At 51.5% G+C, this 19,397-nt stretch carries 18 protein-coding genes and 2 pseudogenes; 10 read left to right on the top strand and 10 right to left on the bottom strand.

The annotated features are described in order from the left end of the window. Nucleotides 1–46: 46 nt before the first annotated feature. Genes IC37_RS03100 through IC37_RS03090 form a run of 3 tightly spaced genes read right to left on the bottom strand, consistent with a single transcriptional unit; the run spans nucleotide 47 to nucleotide 3,494 of the window. Nucleotides 47–877 carry a sulfite exporter TauE/SafE family protein gene (locus IC37_RS03100; RefSeq protein WP_030128778.1) on the bottom strand — a complete coding sequence of 277 codons (831 nt, stop codon included), beginning with the start codon at nucleotides 875–877 and terminating at the stop codon, nucleotides 47–49. A 3-nt stretch (nucleotides 878–880) separates the two neighbouring features. Then, nucleotides 881–2,557: a bifunctional protein tyrosine phosphatase family protein/NAD(P)/FAD-dependent oxidoreductase gene (locus IC37_RS03095; protein WP_030128777.1), complete on the bottom strand. Its 1,677-nt coding sequence runs from the start codon at nucleotides 2,555–2,557 to the stop codon at nucleotides 881–883. A gap of 52 nt (nucleotides 2,558–2,609) precedes the next feature. Continuing rightward, a complete protein-coding gene (locus tag IC37_RS03090) occupies nucleotides 2,610–3,494 on the bottom strand; it encodes an MBL fold metallo-hydrolase (protein WP_030128776.1) in 885 nt (294 codons plus the stop codon). Between the two features lie 198 nt (nucleotides 3,495–3,692). On the opposite strand from IC37_RS03090, the gene IC37_RS03085 reads away from it, so the two are divergent. Then, nucleotides 3,693–5,009 carry a sigma-54-dependent Fis family transcriptional regulator gene (locus IC37_RS03085; RefSeq protein ID WP_030128775.1) on the top strand — a complete coding sequence of 439 codons (1,317 nt, stop codon included), beginning with the start codon at nucleotides 3,693–3,695 and terminating at the stop codon, nucleotides 5,007–5,009. Between the two features lie 109 nt (nucleotides 5,010–5,118). Here the strand turns inward: IC37_RS03085 and metC are convergent, their stop codons facing one another. Next, the gene (gene metC / locus IC37_RS03080) at nucleotides 5,119–6,288 is read right to left on the bottom strand and encodes a cystathionine beta-lyase (RefSeq protein ID WP_030128774.1); all 1,170 of its coding nucleotides are present in this window, start codon (nucleotides 6,286–6,288) and stop codon (nucleotides 5,119–5,121) included. Nucleotides 6,289–6,678: 390 nt separating this feature from the next. On the opposite strand from metC, the gene IC37_RS03075 reads away from it, so the two are divergent. Both IC37_RS03075 and IC37_RS03070 read left to right on the top strand, forming a co-directional pair. Continuing rightward, nucleotides 6,679–8,163: an amino acid permease gene (locus tag IC37_RS03075; protein ID WP_030128773.1), complete on the top strand. Its 1,485-nt coding sequence runs from the start codon at nucleotides 6,679–6,681 to the stop codon at nucleotides 8,161–8,163. 110 nt (nucleotides 8,164–8,273) lie between these two features. Further along, nucleotides 8,274–8,837, top strand: a complete 564-nt coding sequence (locus tag IC37_RS03070) for a TetR/AcrR family transcriptional regulator (RefSeq protein ID WP_030128772.1) — start codon at nucleotides 8,274–8,276, stop codon at nucleotides 8,835–8,837. A gap of 502 nt (nucleotides 8,838–9,339) precedes the next feature. On the opposite strand, the pseudogene IC37_RS30820 reads toward IC37_RS03070, so the two are convergent. Then, nucleotides 9,340–9,666 (bottom strand): annotated as a pseudogene (locus IC37_RS30820) (hypothetical protein); the annotation flags it as partial. 394 nt (nucleotides 9,667–10,060) lie between these two features. On the opposite strand from IC37_RS30820, the gene IC37_RS03060 reads away from it, so the two are divergent. From IC37_RS03060 to IC37_RS03040, 5 genes are all read left to right on the top strand, one after another. Next, nucleotides 10,061–10,615, top strand: a complete 555-nt coding sequence (locus IC37_RS03060) for an OsmC family protein (RefSeq protein ID WP_030128770.1) — start codon at nucleotides 10,061–10,063, stop codon at nucleotides 10,613–10,615. A 97-nt stretch (nucleotides 10,616–10,712) separates the two neighbouring features. Next, entirely contained in the window at nucleotides 10,713–11,486 is a 774-nt protein-coding gene (locus tag IC37_RS03055; RefSeq protein ID WP_030128769.1) for an SDR family NAD(P)-dependent oxidoreductase, read from the top strand. 175 nt (nucleotides 11,487–11,661) lie between these two features. Further along, the gene (locus IC37_RS03050; RefSeq protein ID WP_008015736.1) at nucleotides 11,662–12,285 is read left to right on the top strand and encodes a TetR/AcrR family transcriptional regulator; all 624 of its coding nucleotides are present in this window, start codon (nucleotides 11,662–11,664) and stop codon (nucleotides 12,283–12,285) included. 64 nt (nucleotides 12,286–12,349) lie between these two features. Continuing rightward, nucleotides 12,350–13,045: a DsbA family oxidoreductase gene (locus IC37_RS03045; protein WP_030128768.1), complete on the top strand. Its 696-nt coding sequence runs from the start codon at nucleotides 12,350–12,352 to the stop codon at nucleotides 13,043–13,045. A 72-nt stretch (nucleotides 13,046–13,117) separates the two neighbouring features. Continuing rightward, on the top strand, nucleotides 13,118–13,447 hold the full coding sequence (locus IC37_RS03040; RefSeq protein WP_030128767.1) for a co-chaperone YbbN: 330 nt from the start codon (nucleotides 13,118–13,120) through the stop codon (nucleotides 13,445–13,447). A gap of 38 nt (nucleotides 13,448–13,485) precedes the next feature. On the opposite strand, the gene kefC is transcribed toward IC37_RS03040, so the two are convergent. The 5 genes from kefC to IC37_RS03015 all read right to left on the bottom strand — a co-directional run bounded on the left by kefC (nucleotide 13,486) and on the right by IC37_RS03015 (nucleotide 17,949). Beyond that, on the bottom strand, nucleotides 13,486–15,312 hold the full coding sequence (gene kefC, locus IC37_RS03035; RefSeq protein WP_030128766.1) for a glutathione-regulated potassium-efflux system protein KefC: 1,827 nt from the start codon (nucleotides 15,310–15,312) through the stop codon (nucleotides 13,486–13,488). A 1-nt stretch (nucleotide 15,313) separates the two neighbouring features. After that, entirely contained in the window at nucleotides 15,314–15,835 is a 522-nt protein-coding gene (gene kefF, locus IC37_RS03030) for a glutathione-regulated potassium-efflux system oxidoreductase KefF (protein ID WP_030128765.1), read from the bottom strand. A 190-nt stretch (nucleotides 15,836–16,025) separates the two neighbouring features. After that, nucleotides 16,026–16,244 (bottom strand): 4-oxalocrotonate tautomerase family protein, encoded by a 219-nt coding sequence (locus IC37_RS03025; protein ID WP_019579167.1) that lies wholly within the window; start codon nucleotides 16,242–16,244, stop codon nucleotides 16,026–16,028. 171 nt (nucleotides 16,245–16,415) lie between these two features. Further along, nucleotides 16,416–17,540 carry an alkene reductase gene (locus tag IC37_RS03020; protein ID WP_030128764.1) on the bottom strand — a complete coding sequence of 375 codons (1,125 nt, stop codon included), beginning with the start codon at nucleotides 17,538–17,540 and terminating at the stop codon, nucleotides 16,416–16,418. A gap of 76 nt (nucleotides 17,541–17,616) precedes the next feature. After that, a complete protein-coding gene (locus IC37_RS03015) occupies nucleotides 17,617–17,949 on the bottom strand; it encodes a carboxymuconolactone decarboxylase family protein (protein ID WP_030128763.1) in 333 nt (110 codons plus the stop codon). A gap of 312 nt (nucleotides 17,950–18,261) precedes the next feature. On the opposite strand from IC37_RS03015, the gene IC37_RS03010 reads away from it, so the two are divergent. Together IC37_RS03010 and IC37_RS03000 are read left to right on the top strand one after the other, a co-directional pair. Next, the gene (locus tag IC37_RS03010; RefSeq protein WP_030128762.1) at nucleotides 18,262–18,846 is read left to right on the top strand and encodes an ACP phosphodiesterase; all 585 of its coding nucleotides are present in this window, start codon (nucleotides 18,262–18,264) and stop codon (nucleotides 18,844–18,846) included. A 199-nt stretch (nucleotides 18,847–19,045) separates the two neighbouring features. Next, nucleotides 19,046–19,397 (top strand): annotated as a pseudogene (locus tag IC37_RS03000) (hypothetical protein); the annotation flags it as partial.

The following is a 19,397-nucleotide window of genomic DNA, read 5'->3' as shown; positions in this document are numbered from 1 at the left end:
GTCTCCAAGTGGAGACGCTTGCTGATACTAAAATTGATTTGGGAAGTCATGATCCCAAACCTAAACCGAATACACTGGCTCCCAGCATGATGGCAGCTACGATTCCCACTATGGAGAACGCTTGTTGTAAACGAGGAATGGCCAGCTTGTGAGCTAGCTGCCTTCCCGCGATCAACCCTAAAACCGCACCGGCGGCAAACGGTACCGCTGCTTGCCAATACATAACGCCGCTGATCGCGGCTGCAATCACTCCGCCGATTGAAACCGATGCGATCACCGCAAGAGAAGTTGCGACAATACTTTTCATTTCCAGATTGGTATATCGCGTCAGGGCCGGAATGATGACGAAACCTCCTCCGACACCCAGCAAGCCAGACAGTAAGCCCGACGTGAAACCGGTTAACGCCAATACTCGAGCACAGGGCAGCGTCCAGCGTAACCGGCCCTTTGCCGGATTGAGTACGCAGGGCAACACCTCGCGTCGTGGAGCGGCACCGCCATTACGGATTTCCCGACTTGCATTGCGCAACATGCGCACGCTTGCGTACACCAGCACCAACGAAAACACGAGTGCGAGGGGCTTGTTGGGAATGCGCTGAGCCAGGTGTAAACCTAGCGGCGCAGCCACGATTCCAATCGATGATATGAAGGCAGCTGCTTTATATCGAACGACGCCTTGCTTCAATCCGAGCACAGCTCCGACGCCGGAAGCTAAAGCCACTGCTAGCAGCCCGACGGGGGCTGCTTGGGTCATTGATAAACCTAGACCGAAAACCAATACAGGAACGGCGAGGATTCCTCCGCCTGCACCAGTCATGGCTAGAACACCTCCAATGACCGCGCCAAGAACGACGGCCAGCATGCTGTGCTCATCCATATTTTAATGCTCCGCCTGACTTACTTCTGGGTCAGCGAACCATTCACGTCCTTTCAGCATGCAATGCCAGTAGAACGGCGGGAGAATTCTCTCTTTAAGAAACCAGCTCAAACGAGAGGGTCTGCGCCCATCCAGAAACCAGGCGGCAAACGTCGGCGCTAGCTTTCCGCCATAGAGAAACTCGGCCAAGACAACTTTTCCACGCTCAACCGTCAGAGGGCAGGAGCCATAGCCGTTATACGCAGCTTGATTCTGCTTCATCCCTAGCTTAACCAGGACATTGTTCGCTACGACCGGAGCCTGTTTACGGGCAGCCGCCATGGTTTTCGCATTTGTGGTATTCACCACATCTCCTAGCGCCCAAACATTGGAAAATTTGCGGTGAGCCAAGGTCGTCGGATCAACGTCGACCCATCCCGCCTCATCCACTAGCGGGCTTGAGCGAATAAAGTCAGGAGCAACCTGCGGAGGCACGACGTGGAGGAGGTCAAACGACTCAATCACGGTCTGGGTGTTTCCATCTTTATCGGTACGTTCGAAAGTCGCCTGTTTGTTGGGGCCATCTACGGCAACCAGCTTGTGGCTGAATTTCAAGTCGACCGCATATTTTTCCATGTACGACATGAGGGCAGGGACGTAGTCGGCGACGCCGAATAGCACACCGCCGGAATTAAAAAATTGCGTATTTATCTGCGCCTGGCGATCGTTTTTCAACCAGTGATCGCATGAGAGATAGAGCGCTTTCTGAGGCGCACCCGCACACTTGATTGGCATTGGCGGCTGCGTAAAGAGCGCCTTGCCTGATTTGAGTTCCTGGACAAGTTTCCAAGTATAAGGCGCAAGATCGTAGCGATAATTAGAGGTTACGCCATTGGAGCCTAATGTCTCAGTCAGTCCTTTGATTGCCGACCAATCGAGCTTCAAGCCAGGGCAGACGACAAGCTGGTCGTACTGAATAACTCTCCCTCCATCGAGGACGACTGCATTGGCCTGTGGGTCGAAAGCAGTTACCGCTGCTTTGATCCACGTCACACCTTGAGGCATGACTGATGCCATAGTCCTTACAGTAGATTCAGCCTCGAAGATGCCTCCGCCGACCATAGTCCACCCAGGTTGATAGTAGTGCGCGTCGGCAGGGTCGATTAGTGCGATATCCAGATTCGGTTCTCGTGACTTCAGGCTGGCTGCGGTGGCGATGCCTGCCGAACCAGCACCGACAATGACGATCTGGTGATGAGTCGTAGTCATTGCATTAACGGTGCGACCACCATTGTTGATTCTGCGTACAAGAGAACTGATATCAACCTTTGCGCTTTTGGTTATTTCTAGAATGGCGGACAGACTCTGCTTACCTGCCTCAGAAAGCGCCCAGAGCATTGCTGAGCGAGTGCCTGTTCTACAGTAAGCAACCACTGGCTTTGGCGCGTCTTGCAAAATTGCGACGAAGGACTCCACCGTATCATCAGCGATGGACGACGCTTGGGTGGGCAGGTAGTGAAACGTGATGCCTTCTGCTTCGGCTGCGTGGCGGATCGTTACATGTGTAGGCTGGTCGGGTGCCTCGCCATCCGGCCTGTTGCAGATGAGAGTACGAATCCCGAGCTCAGCCAGTTGCTTCACATCGACCACGGTGAGTTGCGGCGCAATAGAAAAATCCGAACCTAATTTATAAGTATTCATATTATTTTCCGTTGATAACTACGCAAGGTTAAAGCGTTAAAGCGTTAAAGCGTTAAAGCGTGTTGAGCGGTATTTTCAGATAGCGGATTCCATTCGTCTCTGGCTCTGGCATGTTGCCGCCTCGCATATTAATTTGGACGGATGGCAATATCAGAGCTGGCATATCCAGTGTTGCATCTCGTTTTTCTCGCATGCTCACAAACGTATCTTCGCTTGTACCTTCGCGAACATGGATGTTTTCCTGCTTTTGTGCTTTTACACTGGTAATAAACGCAAGAGGTCGACCATTCGGACGATAATCGTGGCACATGAAAATGTTGGTTGATTCAGGAAGCGCTAAAATCTTATGTATTGACTGGAAGAGTGTTCTAGCGTCCCCTCCAGGGAAGTCGCACCTTGCTGTGCCGTAATCGGGCATGAACAATGTATCGCCAACAAATGCGAGTCCTGTTCCTTCCACCTGAATAAGATAGGTCATACAGGCAGGTGTGTGCCCAGGCGTATGCAATGCTTGGGCGGTTAAGCTGCCGATATGAAACGTATCATTGTCATCAAACAAACTATCAAACTGGTCGGAACCGCTTCTAAGTTCTTCTTCCGTATGGAACAAGTGGCTAAAGACTTTTTGAACGTCTTTTATTCTGTTTCCAATGCCTATCTCGCCGCCTAGCCGTTGTTTTAAATACTGTGCAGCAGTCAGGTGATCGGCATGTAGATGGGTCTCAAGGATCCATTCAACGGATGCGCCCAGCTCCGTCACGCGTGCAACGATTCTGTCGGCTGATTCAGTTTTTGTGCGGCCCGATTTCGGATCGTAGTCAAGCACGCTGTCGATGAGCGCACACTGCATGGTAGAGCGGTCAAGCAACAGATAGCTGAACGTCGATGTCGCTTCGTCAAAGAATTCTTCGACCAATATTTTTTCGCCGAAATACATTAGATAGCTCCTGAAATAGCTGCTATGTCAGCAGTCTCAAGATCCATGCCAGTGTTGATCTTTCCATTGAACGCTCTAAACAGCGTGTTTCCTGAGTTTCCAGGGCGAGGTATCCGTGTCTGCCATTAATTTTGGCAGTTGCCTGGCAGTCTGTGGCAGTATTTGGCAGCAGGAAACATACGTGTTCGGGAGAAAATTATGAGTAGTGGGCTAATCGCTACGAGCAATGTAGATGTTCAAGCGTTGATTTCTTACCTTGAGCATGACGATAGACCCACCATCGTCCTGGATGTCGAGTACAACGTCATCGCCTCCAACAAGTCCTATCAAAGGCATTTTGGTGTTGAGGGAAAACCACACGTTGGCTCCAAATGCTTCAAGGTTTCGCATGGCTATGCCGTTCCCTGCGATCAGGCGGGTGAGCTTTGTCCAATGCGAAAGGCGTTTGATAGCCATGCTGCGGAAAGGGTACTGCATATTCACCACACTCCCCGGGGGCCAGAACACGTTGATGTTGAGCTCCGTCCCATTTTGGATCGCCAGGGCCAGGTGGTTGCTTACGTTGAAAGATTGATCACCGTAGACATAGCATCTGCGCAGCCGCAAAAGCAGGGGCTAGTGGGCGTGTCGCCGTCTTTTAAACAGGCGTTGAGCGCGCTGCAGCGAGCGGCGCCTTCCCCGATTCCCGTTCTTTTGCAGGGTGAGTCGGGAACCGGTAAAGAGCTGTTCGCTAGGGCACTCCATATGGGTAGTCCGCGCTCAAAGGCACCTTTGGTTGTAGTCGACTGCACCGGCCTTTCAGAGTCGCTGTTCGAGAGTGAATTATTTGGCCATGAAAAAGGAGCATTCACAGGCGCGCTCAGTAAGAAAATTGGGCTTGCAGAGGCTGCGCATGGAGGTACGCTTTTTCTGGACGAAATAGGCGATGTACCTCTCTCCATGCAAGTCAAATTGTTGCGTCTAATTGAATCGGGCAGTTTTAGACCTGTGGGTAGTTTACGGACGATCCATTCCGATTTCCGTCTCGTTGTTGCAACTCATAAGCCTTTGAAGGATATGGTTGAACTTGGCACTTTTCGCGAAGACCTCTACTACAGGATCAGCGCTTTCCCTATAACGCTTCCGCCATTAAGGGAGCGTTTAGATGATTTGCCGCTGCTGATAGAAAGCCATCTAAAACGAATTGCACCTGGCAGTCGGTCTGAGATAGACGAGGACGCATTGAAGCGCCTTATGCTGTATTCATTTCCGGGGAATATCAGGGAGCTAAAAAATATTCTTGAACGGGCGCGTCTGTTCAGTGAGGACGGGATTATACGGGAAAGAGATTTGCCTACGAATGTGACTGGTCACGTCTCCCAGTACAAAAAAACTAATAGAAATAGCAAGTCCCTAAAAAACCTTGCGCAGGTGCTTAATGGGTTCGAGGGGTCGCGAGCAGATTTAGCCAAAGAGTTGGGGATTAGTGAGCGAACGCTTTATCGTCGGATTCAGATTTTAGAAGGAGATAGATGAATCTTATCGGCGAGCAGTGTCGAAGGTGTTGATCTTGGGATAAGACATCCGGGCGGGCAAGCAAGCACAGCCCAATTAAGGGCTGTGCATATAATCAGCTTACTGAAAATTAGCCACGTAACATGTTGAATTTCGCAAAGCCTTGTTCAAGGTCTTCGATCAGATCAGATGGGTCTTCAAGACCAATATGCAGCCGCACAAGGTGCCCATCAACTTCCCAAGACGTCGCACTTCTAACGGGTTTAGGATCGGCGATCATCGCCAAGCTTTCAAAACCGCCCCACGAGTAGCCAATTGAAAACAACGATAGGCTATCCAGGAGTGCATCTGCCGCTGCTTGTGTGGAAGGTTTGGTCACGAAGGACAGTAAACCTGATGCTCCTTTAAAATCCCTTTTCCATAACTGGTGCTGAGGGTGAGACTCTAATGCAGGATAATAAACTGCTTCCACTTCCTTGCGTGTCTCCAGCCACTTGGCGACAATCGTAGCGTTTTTGTAATGGCGTTCCAGTCGCACATCTAGCGTCCTCATCCCTCGGAGCGCCAGCGTCACGTCATCCGGACTCGCAAACAAGCCCATGTTGAAATGGAATCGCTTGAGGCTATCCCACGCACGCTTGGAGGCTGATACGGTACCAAGAACGGCATCTGAGTGACCGACGATATATTTCGTGGCGGCCATGATGGATAGATCGACACCAAGTTCCAGTGAAGGAAAGTAAAGCGGGGTGCCCCACGTGTTGTCTGCAATCACCAGGATGTCATGTTCATGGGCAACCTTGGCTATCGCAGGGATGTCTTGTATTTCTAGAGTCAAGGAGCCAGGAGATTCGGTATAGATCGCTTTAGTGTTTGGTTTGAGGAAATCTACGATGCCGGCACCTATTGCCGGGTCGTAAAACGAGACCTCGATTCCAAGGCGTTGGCCCACCTGCTCACAAAAGGCCCTTATCGGCGAATACACGTTGTCGGCAATAAGCAGGTGATCCCCAGCTCCCACCACCGACAGTATGGCCGTCGTACATGCGGAGAGCCCTGAGGGGCAAAGAACCGTACCTTCCGCTCCCTCCAGCTGCTGGAGGGCCTGAGTCAATGCTTCCGTCGAAGGGTTGTTCCACCGGCCATACGTATATTTTTGGCGTCCCTCGCGCATCGATTCACACGTAGGGAACGCCACAGTGGAACCCCGGTAAACCGGTGTATTCACGAAGCCATGATGCTGATCAGGCTCGATAGAAGCGTGGGTGAGTAGGGTTTGTACGTTTTTATATTTTTTCATACCGGCTTCCAATTCTTGCGTTCGGTGAGATTTGGCTACGCACTAGCTACCGCAGATTCCAGATTAAAGTGCCATTTTTGTTAAATGTCTACTACAAGGTTGGCATGTATGAAAAATCCTTTAAAAAACAGCATGTTGTAAACAGATAAAAATATAGATTGCACGGCTACCATGTGAGTGGTAGGTTTTTTGTGTCTTGGGATTTCGCTACCTGGTCGATCGAGAAGCGATGATCTGAGCGTGCTGTGGCATTGAGCGGGAGAGGTTTAGTGTCTTTGACGACATGGGAGCTCAAGGCTTCTCTCGCACTTCCCGTTTGGAGTGGGAAGAAGAAAGTTAAGTTTGCAAGGGATAAGAACAAAAACTGCAAATTAATCGCTTGGGTGAAACATGAAAAAACAAAAAATACAAACTCTCTCAGCAGTTCAGTGCGGCAACGAACTAAAAGATAAATCGAACTGGCTTGATTCCCATGAAAGCGGATATTCAAAGCATTTAAAGAAACGTCATGTACAAATGATGGCGCTAGGTGGAGCTATCGGTACAGGTCTGTTCCTAGGGGCAGGGGCCAGACTACAAATTGCGGGGCCTGCACTTGCGGTGATTTATTTGGTTTGTGGGATATTTGCTTTTTTCATTTTGAGGGCGCTGGGTGAGCTAGTGATGCACCGTCCAAGCAGTGGGAGTTTTGTATCTTACACCAGGGAGTTTATGGGTGAGCGTGCCTCTTTCGTTGCAGGATGGATGTATTTCGTAGTTTGGGCGTTAACAGGCGTTGTTGATATAACCGCCATTGCTATTTATATGAAATATTGGAGTGTATTTTCGGATGTCCCTCAGTGGGTATTCGCGCTAAGCGCTTTGGGTGTAGTGACATTGATGAACATGGTCGGTGTCAAATGGTTTGGTGAAATGGAGTTCTGGTTCGCCGTGATAAAGGTCGCCGCTATCAGTATTTTTTTGGTGATCGGGTCGTTCTTTTTTGCTACTGGCCATGAGGTGGCAGGACATATTCCTGGCTTGCATTTGATCTCGGATAACGGGGGGATATTTCCTCATGGGCTTTTGCCAGCAATCATCATCGTGCAAGGCGTCATTTTTGCTTATGCGAGCATAGAGTTGGTGGGGACTGCCGCTGGCGAGACAGCGGATGCAAGAAAAGTCATCCCTAAAGCTATTAATGGTGTGATCTGGAGAATAGGTTTGTTTTACGTAGGCTCGGTATTCCTGCTTGTTACTGTGCTCCCTTGGACAGCCTATAGCGCTAACGTCAGTCCTTTTGTAACTTTTTTTGAAGCGCTTGGTATTCCTGGCATTGGTTCCGTTATGAACATCGTTGTAATGACGGCGGCGCTCTCAAGTCTTAATTCTGGTTTGTACGCCACTGGGCGAGTATTGAGATCGCTAGCCATGGGTGGGTCAGCGCCAAAAATGTTTAAACGTATGAGCACCCAAGGGGTACCCTATATGGGGATCTTGGTCACCATGGGGATCAACGTATTTGGCGTGGTATTGAATTTCCTGATCCCTTCACAGTTATTTGAACTCCTGCTGAACCTGGTATCTCTGGGGATTCTTTCCACCTGGGCATTTATTGTGATGTCTCAAATAATGTACCGCCGTGCGGTGAAGAGAGGTGAGGTCGAAATGGTCTCATTTAAAATGCCTGGCGCTCCGTTTACCTCTTGGCTAACTCTTGTTTTCTTGCTAGTGGTATTGGTTCTCCTGGCTTTCGATTATCCCAACGGAACGTACACAGTTCTTTCTATACCGTTAGTCGCTGGGGCACTGATGCTGGGTTGGTCGAAGGCCGTTCGTTCCAAAGCCAAAGGTTCGGAACAAATTGAAAGTGAACCTAGCCACGTAGGGGCCTAGCTCATTAGAGGTGAGAGGTCGTTTTACAGCGTCCTCTCATCTCTACGAGTTGAACTGTTGCGTTAAGACAGTTAATATGCATGCATCAAAAAAAACTCTAGGTAAGCTTTATGAGTACGCGCTCCGATCTTTTAACCACCGCCGAGTTATTGCTGCGCACCAAAGGTTACGCTGCATTTAGCTATGCCGATTTGGCTGACGAAATTGGCATAAAAAAGGCGAGCATTCATCATCACTTTCCGACAAAGGAAGGGCTCGGAATCGCGGTTATTGAGAGTTATCTCTTCAGATTTTCCAAAAATCTAGAATCAATAAACGAAGAGAGTCCTGATGTAGTTGCTCGGTTAAAAGCATTTGCCGAGCTGTTTGTCGATAGCTTGGATAACGGCATGCTGCCACTTTGCGGTGCGCTTGCAGCTGAGCTGTCTGCGCTGCCAGAAAGCCTTAAAGAATTGACTAAGAAGTTTTTTGAGATTCATATTTCTTGGTTAGAAAATAATCTAGTCATAGGTCAATCTCAAAAAGTTATTAAGGCAGATCTCAATCCGAAAGAGGTTTCAAGAGCGATCTTGAGCTTCCTTGAAGGCAGCAGTTTTGTTTCTTGGGCACTTAGCGACAAGGTGGTTGATCAGTCTGGGTTTAATTTGATTTTGCAAAATATTATCGTTTCGTAATTCGCGCTTAGGATTCTATCTATAATGCAGCTCCTCCGTGGGGCGCATTTTGCGCGGACGACAGTGCGGTGGGTTAACGCAATGGCAGACGCTGTACTTCTTGGCGCAATGAGTACGACACCTAGCCAGGATTGATTATCCTCTCAAGCCCCCAAAACCAGAAGTGCACATCCTTACTCAGAGGAACGCGTCGCGTCACTGAGGCGAGAGTAGTTCCGCACGTATCGGTGCGGGAGGTGGCAGCTAACTGCCATTCCCACCGCGACCTTTAGAGATACATATCCATAGGATTCACTACCTACTCCTATAGATTGACCAACTACCTAAGTGAAGCCACTGCATCGGAGCCAATACCACCGATCCGAATCTTAGTTTCCTTGGAAGCCACTTGATTTTTACCCGCGCGATTCGAACCATCTGCGGCCAGACCTTTTGCCCCGACATGATCGGCGCCGTCAGCAGCCAGACCTTTTGCTCCGACATGATCGGCACCGTCAGCAGCCAGGCCTTTTGCCCCGACATGATCGGCACCATCGGCGGCCAAACCTTTTGCCCCGACATGATCGGCGCCATCAGCGGCCAAACCTTTTGCCCCGACATGATCGGCGCCATCAGCGGCCAGACTTTTTGCCCCGACATGATCGGCGCCGTCAGCGGCCAGGCCTTTTGCCCCGACATGATCGGCACCGTCAGCGGCCACCTGCCCCGTGCCATGCTCAGCACCGCTTCGTGCTAATGCCCCGGCGCCGACATGATGAGCACCATCAGATGCAGTGGCGGTAGGTTTGGCTTGGTTATCAACAACCGATACAGAGCTTGCGGTGGGCAGTTCTTGCGCCTCTGCACGTAATGATGTTTGAGGCCCTGCGATGTATATTCCAATTGCTGATAAAAAAAGACCTGAAGCAATTTTACGGTTCATGACTACTCTCCCTGATACCTTTTCAATTAAATTTTTAAGCCTAGTAAAGATTTAGAGCGTTATAGCCCTTCTTTGGTTTAAGCCATCCTACTCGTAGGCGTTTTGCCGTCTGTCCGTTCGGATAGACGGTGCTTAGCTGTGGGCTATGTTTACCGGGCTTGTGAGTAGATTACTCCTTGCTGGCTTTGGTGCATCAAGCAATTTCAAAAAATTCTATTGCATCCCTCCCTACCAGTTGGTAGAGTTGTTTCGTCGAACATCAACCTACGCGCAAAAATGCGTTGCACAGAGGACTTACCAAATGACAAATAACCTGAACGGTATTGACGTAGCCGCCCTGCAGCAGTTTGCCCAAGGTGTTGCTGAGGATGCGGGCAAGCGCCACGCCAGCTTTAACGTCAAGACTCAGTGGAAAGGCCAGACGCGCTCTGTGGCGAAAGTCAGTCGCTACAGCCTCGCCGGTGAGACCTATTCGCGTGATTTCGAAATCGTCGCCGATGAGCCAAATGAGTTGCTGGGCCAGAACAGTGCGCCTAACCCTCAAGAACTGCTAATGGCCGCTCTCAACGCTTGCATGTCGGTCGGCTATGCGGCCAACGCCGCCATGATGGGTATCAAGATCCACAGTCTGGAAATTGAGACGGACGGTACCCTCGACCTGCGTGGTTTCTTGGGCCTCGACGAGAGCGTCAACCCAGGGTACGACGAAGTGAGCGTCGTGATTCGCCTGCACACCGACGCACCTCGTGAGCGCGTGGAAGAGCTGCATAAAAATGTGATTAAGACTTCGGTTAACTACGCCAACTTCTCGAAAGCCATCCGTATGGTGCCGACCCTCGAGGTTCGTGAGGACTGATTTTCATCGGGTTTGACTCTCTGAACCCTAAGAGCGCCAGCAGACGAATGATCTCTGGCGCTGCAATTTTCGGAAATTTAGTTAACTGGAGTATGAAATGAACGATTTTTTCAAAGGTAAGAAACTGCTTGTTGTAGGTGGTACCAGTGGTATGGGTCTGGAAACTGCCCGCATGGTGCTAAAAGCTGGTGGCAGCGTAGTGTTGACAGGCAGTAAACAAGACAAGGCAGACGCCGTTCGTAGCGAGTTGAGCGCGCTTGGCCCGGTTTCCGTGATAGTCGCAAACCTCATGACTGAAGAGGGCATGAATTTCGTTCGCAACGAAATCAATGCCAACCATAGCGATATCAGTCTGATGGTGAACTCCGCCGGCATATTCATTCCCAAAGCCTTCACCGAGCACGACGAAGCTGAGTACGACATGTACCTGTCTCTCAACCGTGCGACGTTCTTCATCACCCAGGCAGTAGTCAAGAACATGCTCGCCGCCAAGCGCGAAGGGTCAATTGTCAACGTCGGTTCCATCGGTGCACAGGCCGCTTTGGCAGGTTCGCCGGCCTCCGCCTACTCCATGGCGAAGGCAGGTCTGCATGCGCTGACACGCAACCTGGCAATTGAATTGGCTCACTCGGGTATCCGCGTCAACGCCGTCTCGCCAGGGATCGTTCACACCTCGATCTATGAAGGGTTCATGGACAAAGAGGCGATCCCAGAAGCGATGAAGTCGCTGAACGATTTCCACCCACTGGGGCGAGTCGGTGTTCCGGAAGATGTGGCGAATACCATCGTGTTCCTGCTGTCGGACAAGACATCCTGGGTGACCGGTGCTATTTGGGACGTGGATGCGGGAATTATGGCCGTTCGTGCCTGAGTTCAGCTAACGCTGTCTGATGGAAGTCGCCTAAGTCGACTTCCATTCCATCACCAAGAGTGCTGGGAGGTGCAATGGCTCGAACGTTCATCCAAGGCCATTTGACTGGCCCAGCTGGCAGCAGCCTGCCAGCTTTTGGTGTAGGGCGGCTGAAGGCTAGCCGCAGGAGTTTTCAATGTCAGTTTCGACAAGAGCAGCGCTGTTAAAAGTCGCGGAAACCCAGATGAGGTCTAAGGGCTACTCAGCGTTTAGTTATGCTGATCTAGCCGCGACGATTGGCATTAGAAAAGCCAGCATTCATCATCACTTCCCGACCAAAGAGTGTCTCGGTCAAGAGTTGATCAAGGACTCTTTCAATCGCTTCGATGCGACCATTCGGTCAATCGAAGACGCCGATGAAGATCCGTTGTTGCGGCTTCGAGCGTTTTCCCGTCTTTTCGTCGTCAGTGCGAATGAAGGGCTTCTACCTTTGTGTGGCGCACTGGCGGCAGAAATGGCAGCACTGCCTTTATCGCTTCAAGTGCTTACTCGAGTTTTTTTCGAGACACAACTTGACTGGCTACAGAGAACCATCAGTGAGGCAGCAATTCAGAAAGGATGGTTACTGGCCAAGCCCGCTCAATCCTATGCATTCATGCTGTTGAGTGCATTAGAGGGGGCGAGTCTTATTGATTGGACATTAGGCCGATCGGCAGATCCCTTGGCTGGGTTCGACTGCTTACTCGAATCGCTGGAGCGATCAGCCGCGATGTCTGCTCGTGAGATCAAACATACCAGTGGCCATCAAACGAATTGTTAACAGTCGCTTTAAGTCTTTCCTCAATAGCGACGGCCTCTTTATTCCCTTCAATACAGAGTGATTTATGAGCAGTGATTCGAAGAAATTCGTAATAGATATTTGGTCTGATTATGTCTGTCCTTGGTGCTGGGTCGCTAAGCGTCGTTTCGAAAATGCGCTTGCAAGCTTCCCGTACAAAGACAGTGTTCAAGTCAATGTAAGAGCGTACCGTCTTGCTCCGAACCATGCTGCTGAGCCTATGGTAGGAGCCCTCAAACGTAAATTGGGTAGTCCAGCCGCTGCTGTAACCATGATGAGTACGGTGAAGCAATATGGCCAGTCTTCGGGGCTTGATTACCGTTTCGAAACCATGCTGTTTGGTGACACTGCGGATGCGCACGTATTAGTCAAAGCAGTCGAAGATGAAGCAGTGAAGAAAAACCTGGTGGAAGCGCTCTATGAGCAAAGTACCACCCAGGGTAAATCGCTCTTTGACAGAAAAAGTTTAGAGGCGATAGCAAAGTCTGTAGGGGTATCTGATGAGTCGATTCGACTCGCGTGGTCATCCCCGGATCTGCGCCTTCAGATGCAGGAAGACGAGCGCGCGGCGGCCCAATTCGGCTCAGGCGTTCCGTTTTTTGTGTTCAATAATGCATTTTCCATGTCGGGTGCTCAGCCTCAAGAGGCTTTTCTCCAGGCATTGAATCAAATGTATTTGGAATCAAAGGATGAGGATGAGTCGTTCAGTGGTCAAGTCTGCGGTCTTGATGGATGTAATTAATGCTAGAGACTTTGCGGCACCTGTTGGTGCTGCAATCTCTGGATTTGGAGTGGCGTTGTGGGTGAGGTGCAAATGAACCGTATCGTAGACTTGAAAGCCGAACAGTTCGCCAGATTCGTTGCAAAAGGCAGCAGCGTCGTGCTGTTTTCGGCGTCTTGGTGCAAGCCATGCCAGGAAATGAAGCCGGTCTTTCACGACCTGGCAGACAAGCTGCATTCTCGCGCCGCATTCGGAAGGATTGATGTAGCTGTTTCGCCGACGATTTCCCAAATGTACGGTATCCGATCAGTGCCATCCTTGGCGATTTTTCACGAAGGGCGGTTACGCTTAGTCCTGGCCGGCTCTCGTTCGGTTGCCGCGTTGAAGAAAGCAATCTTGGCTGAATTAAAGGACGTCCTGTAGGCCGATCTCAGAATGGCTTCAGATTTTTCGACCTTCGTTTAGCTATCTTTCTCTTCCGCCTTAGCTCGACTTTGATCCGGCCAGTTATTGATCGGATGAGCTCGATCTTCGTTGAATATTTCTGTCAGAAGGGCGTTAGCCCGCTTGTATGCGTCGTACTTGAACTCAGTGTCGTCCTCGGGCTGCGCGGACATTTCCTCAAGCATTTCCTGGTTCAGGCGGCGGAATCGATCCGCGCGTTCACGGGCCTCGTAGCGCCCGACGCCCAGTTGTTCCAGCGCTTTGCGTCCAAGAGACAAAGCACTCTCAAAAGTTTCCCGCTCGACTGACTCTATGCCCATCTGGCGTAGGGTAATGATGTGCCCCATATCCCGAGCGCGCACCACCAGCTTCAGAGAGGGAAAATGCTCTTGGGCCAGCCGGGTCAGTGCCAGGTTATCGTCCTGATTGTCGATGGCGTTGATCAGCACCACTGCTTGAGCAGCACCGGCGGCGAGCAGCAAATCGAGGCGAGTCGCGTCGCCGTAGAACACCTTGACCCCGAACTTGCGCAACGTCTCGATATGATCGGGATCGTGATCCAGCACTACTACTTCAAAACCACAGGACATTAATAGACGGCCCGCGATTTGGCCGAATCGACCAAAGCCGGCGATGATTACCCGAGGATTGCGCCGGTCGATAGTGTCAGCTTTCTGATTGTCCTGTTTACTTGCGGACTCTAGGCGATTGAGCACAAGGATCAGCAGAGGTGAGACGCACATCGACAGCGCTACCGCCAAGGTCAGGCTTTTACCCCAAGGGTCGACCAGGATGCCGGCAACCGTTGCTGCGCCAAACACGACGAAGGCGAACTCACTGCCCTGACCGAGAAACACCGCCTGCCAAGAGCGCTGTTCCGTAGGGACACTCAAGAAACGACCAAGGAGTTTGATCACCAGCAGCTTGATCAGGATAAAACCCAAGGTCAGCGTTAAGACTTTCAGTGGCGCATCGATCAGCGTGCCGAAGTCGATCGACATGCCGACACCGATAAAGAACAAACCGAGTAGCAGCCCCTTGAATGGCTCAATATCACTTTCCAGCGCGTGCCGGTATTCTGAGCTAGCTAACAGGACGCCGGCGAGAAATGCTCCCATAGCCATGGACAATCCTGCCTCTTCCAGCAACAACCCGAATCCAAACACCAGAAACAGCGCAACGGCACTGAAGATTTCGCGCAAGCCCGAGCGCGCGACAAAGCGCAGAACGGGCCGGGAAACGTACTGACCCAAGAGCACCACCGCGACGATCGCCCCGACGATTTTTGCGATGGACAGCGCGAGTTCAGCGCCGGAAGGCGTACCACCATTTGCTGCTAACAATGGAATCATCGCGACTAGCGGAATCGCCGCGATGTCCTGGAACAACAGCACGGCAAAGCTGCTGCGACCCACGGCGGTCGGGATCATGTTTCGCTCGTTCATGGCCTGCATGGCGATGGCGGTCGACGACAGACTCAGCGTCAACCCCACCAACAGTGCTGCTGTCCAGTTCAAGCCAAGTGCGGCGCAAAACACTGCAATTGCAACACCACAGACCAGCATCTGCAATGCGCCGCCACCGAAGACCATTCGGCGCATGGCCCAAAGACGTTTGGGATCAAGTTCGAGACCAATGATAAACAACATCAAAACTACGCCGATTTCAGCAAAGTGCAGGATGGATTCCACATCCGTTACCAGCTTCAGGCCCCACGGGCCGATCAGGCAGCCGGCCAATAGATAACCCAGAACCGGGCCAAGTCCTAACCGAACGGCGATTGGGACTATCAAGGCAGCTGAGCCCAAGTAAATGAGCATTTCAATCAGACTGTGAGTCTCCATATCAATCTTCCTTCCAGGAGGCCAAGCGCGCGTAATAGTGCTCGATTTGTAAGTGTAGGGAGTCGGGTGCAGCTGCATACGCGCCGTGCACCACGACCGGGTTCAGCCAGCGCATGCTGCAATAGGTTGCCGTTGCGTGGAGGGGTTGAGCCAACACCGAGAAACCTGGGTGGTCGCCTATTTGGAAATGATCGTGCTCGCCACCCGTCGTGACGGCCCACAGCAGACTCTTATCTTTGAGGGCGACAGACCCTTTGCCGTATGCCCAACCGTGAGTGAATACTTTATCGATCCATAATTTCAAAAGGGGCGGGGAGCTGTACCAATACATCGGATGTTGCAATACGAGCAGCTGTGCTTGATCGACCGCTCTCTGTTCAGCCTCAACGTCGATATTGAAGTCTGGATAAAGGTCGTACAGGGAGCGTATGACTATGTCCGGATTGCTGGATACGCGTTCGAGCATTGCTTGATTAACAAGTGATTTTTCGGGGTAGGGATGAGCGTAAATGATAAGAATCAAGATGACCTCCAGGATGTCCGTTAGGTCGATGAGCGATAGAACCCACCCCACGTAAAGGATGGTTTTCGTTCAAGCACTTTGACGCCAATTAATGTCTTTTAAATGAAAAAGCCCTTCCTGGAGAAGATGCCAAGTCCCAAGGAACGAGATGCACCAAATCCAGAAAAGGCTTGATTATCAGGGCAGCGCTTTATTCGCCAGCTTGTAGCTTAAGCACCTTTTCTGCGGTGATTGGCTCTCCTGCAATACCCCAACTGCCGCTTTTGACTTCCTCGAAAAGAACCCAAGTGAGAGCGCGCATGTTTTCACCCTCGACTGAGACCATGGCCTCGGTAACTTTGTGAATCGCCTCGGCTTTTTGTTCTTCCGTGAAAACGCCTTCGATACCTTTAATAATGACTAACGGCATAGTGTGCTCCATTTTGCGTGAGGGCTTAGGGTCAGTGTCGAAGACGCCCATATCTTCGTGACTTTGGGGTCGCGGGTTCTATCCGGTCTTTACAACAGACATGACAGGTAAGGCCCGCATTACGACAGGCCAGCCCACACAGAACTCAACGTAGGCTGCGCCTTAACGCAATTACGCTTTAGCCAGAACAGGTTGAGCAGCGTTAACGTAATTCGGATAGTCGGTGTAACCCTTGTCCATCGAATCGCTGACGCCGTAGTAGGTTGTGCGATCGCCTTCCGCCAATGGCCAACCATTCTGCATACGCTCTACCAGATCAGGGTTGGCAATGTAGGCGGTGCCGAAAGCGATCAGGTCAAGGTCACCTTTGGCCAGCTCAGACTCTGCGATCTCTTTGGTGAAACCGCCGGCAGCCATCAAGGTGCCTTTGTAGGCTTCGCGGAATGCGGCGCCGAAACCCGGAGGTGTTTGCGCGGCGAGGATGGTCGGTTGGTAGTTCAGGTGAACGAACGCTAGTTCCCGTTCATTGAGGGCTGCCGCCATGCTCATCCAGGTTTCTTCTTCACCGTCGTACACGCCGAAGTCATACAGGCGACCAAACGGCGAGAAACGCACACCAATCTGGGAACCACCGATTTCAGCAGCAATTGCGTCAATGGTCTCCAGCAGGAAGCGCTGACGGTTGGCAATGGAGCCACCGTACTGGTCGGTTCGAGTGTTCAGGGCGCTGCTCAGGAACTGATCGAACAGAAAGCCGTTCGCAGCCATGATTTCGATACCATCAAAACCTGCGTCCATTGCCATCCGCGCAGATTTCACAAAGTCGGCGATGACGCGTTTTACTTCCTCAGTTTCCAGAGCACGTGGTGCGCTGGGTTGAACCGGGCCTGATTTGCTAGGATCGATCCACGCATACACCGTGGTATCAACCGCAGGCACCGTACCTGAGGAGACCGGTACCATGCCATGCACCGAGACATGAGACATACGGCCAACGTGCCAGAGCTGCGCAAAAATCTTCCCGCCCTTGGCATGCACGGCTTCAGTGACTTTGCGCCAGCCTGGCAAGTGCTCATCTTCATAAATGCCAGGGGTGTACAGATAGCCGCGAGCCTCGTCGGAGATAGGCAGGCCTTCGGTGATCAGTAAGCCGGCAGAAGCACGTTGCGCGTAATACAGTGCGTTGGATTCATTTGGAATGTTGTTCAGGGTACGGGTGCGGGTCATAGGAGCCATGACGACGCGGTTGGCCAATGGGGTGCCGGACAGATCGTAGGGAGTGAACAGCTTATTCATGAAAAAAATCTCGTAGTAAATTGTCTAAGCGATAGCTGGTAAGTCGTTCGTAACGCTGTCCTTGCGATACTTTCAGTTAAGGCTTATCGAACGCATCCAAGACATGAGTGCTGTACACGAGCGCGGCTCCAGCGTTCATGTTGATTGCTACGCCCAAAGCTTCTGCAACCTCCTCAGTTGTTACACCAAGCTTTTTGGCCTCAGCAGCGTGGAAGGCGATGCAGCCATCACAGCGGGTTGTAACAGCGACAGCCAGCGAAATCAGTTCGCGAGTTTTGGCGTCCAAGTGATTTGTTTTCGCGCCAGCATTCCCTAGGGATGCCATGCCTTTCAAGGTTTCAGGGGACAGGCTATTCAGCTGTACCAGGCGTGCATTGATGTCTTGACGAGTTTGCTTCCAGTCTTGCATAGGATTCTCACGTGGGCGTTAACGCCCTGCAGGTTCACGGGGATAATTTTGAATCTGCGTATACGCTACCATCTAGTTGGTAGGCATGCAACAGATGATGCGACATTCGGCATAATCAGTCTTATTTGGGCGGGAAGCGGTCGAAGCTTAGCCGCTGAGCTAAGGTAGCCGAATGGCTTAAAATCTGGTATTGAAGACCTACCTAGTGAATGGTAGCTTTCCTAGGTAGGGTGATTTCGAACTGGAGGATCCCAGCTCCATCAATCCGGCGGATGCCCATTCAGAAAGCCATATAGCTAGTAGGAATCGTTGATGAACTACCTTGCACACCTTCACTTAGGCGGTCAGGAGCCGCAGCAGCTGCTGGGGAGTCTTTATGGGGATTTTGTAAAGGGGACGTTTTTAGGAAATTTTTCTGTACAGACTGAAGAGGCAATCAGGCTGCATCGCCGAATTGATGCTTTTACGGATTCCCATCCACTGGTTAGAAGGGCGTTGGAGCGATTTCCTGTCACAAGACGTCGCTACGCGGGTATCGCCCTCGACATGTTTTTTGATCATTGCTTAGCGCGGGATTGGGAGCGATACGCCGATCAGCCCCTGGACGTTTTCTCTCAAAAAATCTACCGACTTTTAGAGGATGAGCCCACGTTGCCGGAGCGCTTGGCCCAGATCGCACCATTGATTATTTCGGAAGATTGGCTTGGCGCGTATAGGGATTTTTCGATGATCGGCCATGGGCTGGAAGTCATTTCCCTGCGCCTATCTCAACCAGAAGGCTTGCGTGGGGCATACGAAGAGCTGACAGCTCTGTATGAGCCGCTAAGTGCGGATTTCCTAGAGTTCTATCCATTGCTGTGGGAGTACGCTCAGCCTGATCGCGTTAGGGCAGGGTAATCCGGCAGCAAATCCATTGCGCGTCTTTGCTCAAAAAACGGGGCACCTGGTACTCAAAAAAACAGGTGCCTTTCGGTTCGAGCCAATCGGTTTCTTGGGGATCAGCCGACGAGCACTTCGCTGATCTGAATGATGGGCTTGAGATTAGTGTAATTGGCGATGTCAGCCCCGATGGCCTTGGCATGCGGCCCGAATGCTGCGGGCGGAGATTGAGCGGTTGAAGATGATGATCGCCAAGCTGCGTCGCGCGCAGTTCGGTCGCAGCTCCGAGCAACTGGACGCGATGATCGACCAGCTTCAGTTGAGTCTCGAAGAGCTGCAAATCAGCCAGACTGAACTGACGCCGCAAACCGGACCGCCACCTCGCGCGGTCTCTCGGCGCAAGCCGTTACCCGAACATCTGCCCCGCGAAATCCATGTGCATCAGCCCGAGTCGCAATGCCTGGTTGCGGCGGGAAGCTTCGCCATTTGGGTGAGGACGTGGCTGAAGTGCGCATTCCACGCCATCCGGACACTCAGCCCACCAACATCCGGACACTCGTTCCACGCTC

The sequence above is a fragment of the Pseudomonas sp. QTF5 genome (assembly GCF_000512695.2).
GTDB lineage: Bacteria > Pseudomonadota > Gammaproteobacteria > Pseudomonadales > Pseudomonadaceae > Aquipseudomonas.
This window is presented reverse-complemented; position numbering and strand designations above follow the sequence as displayed.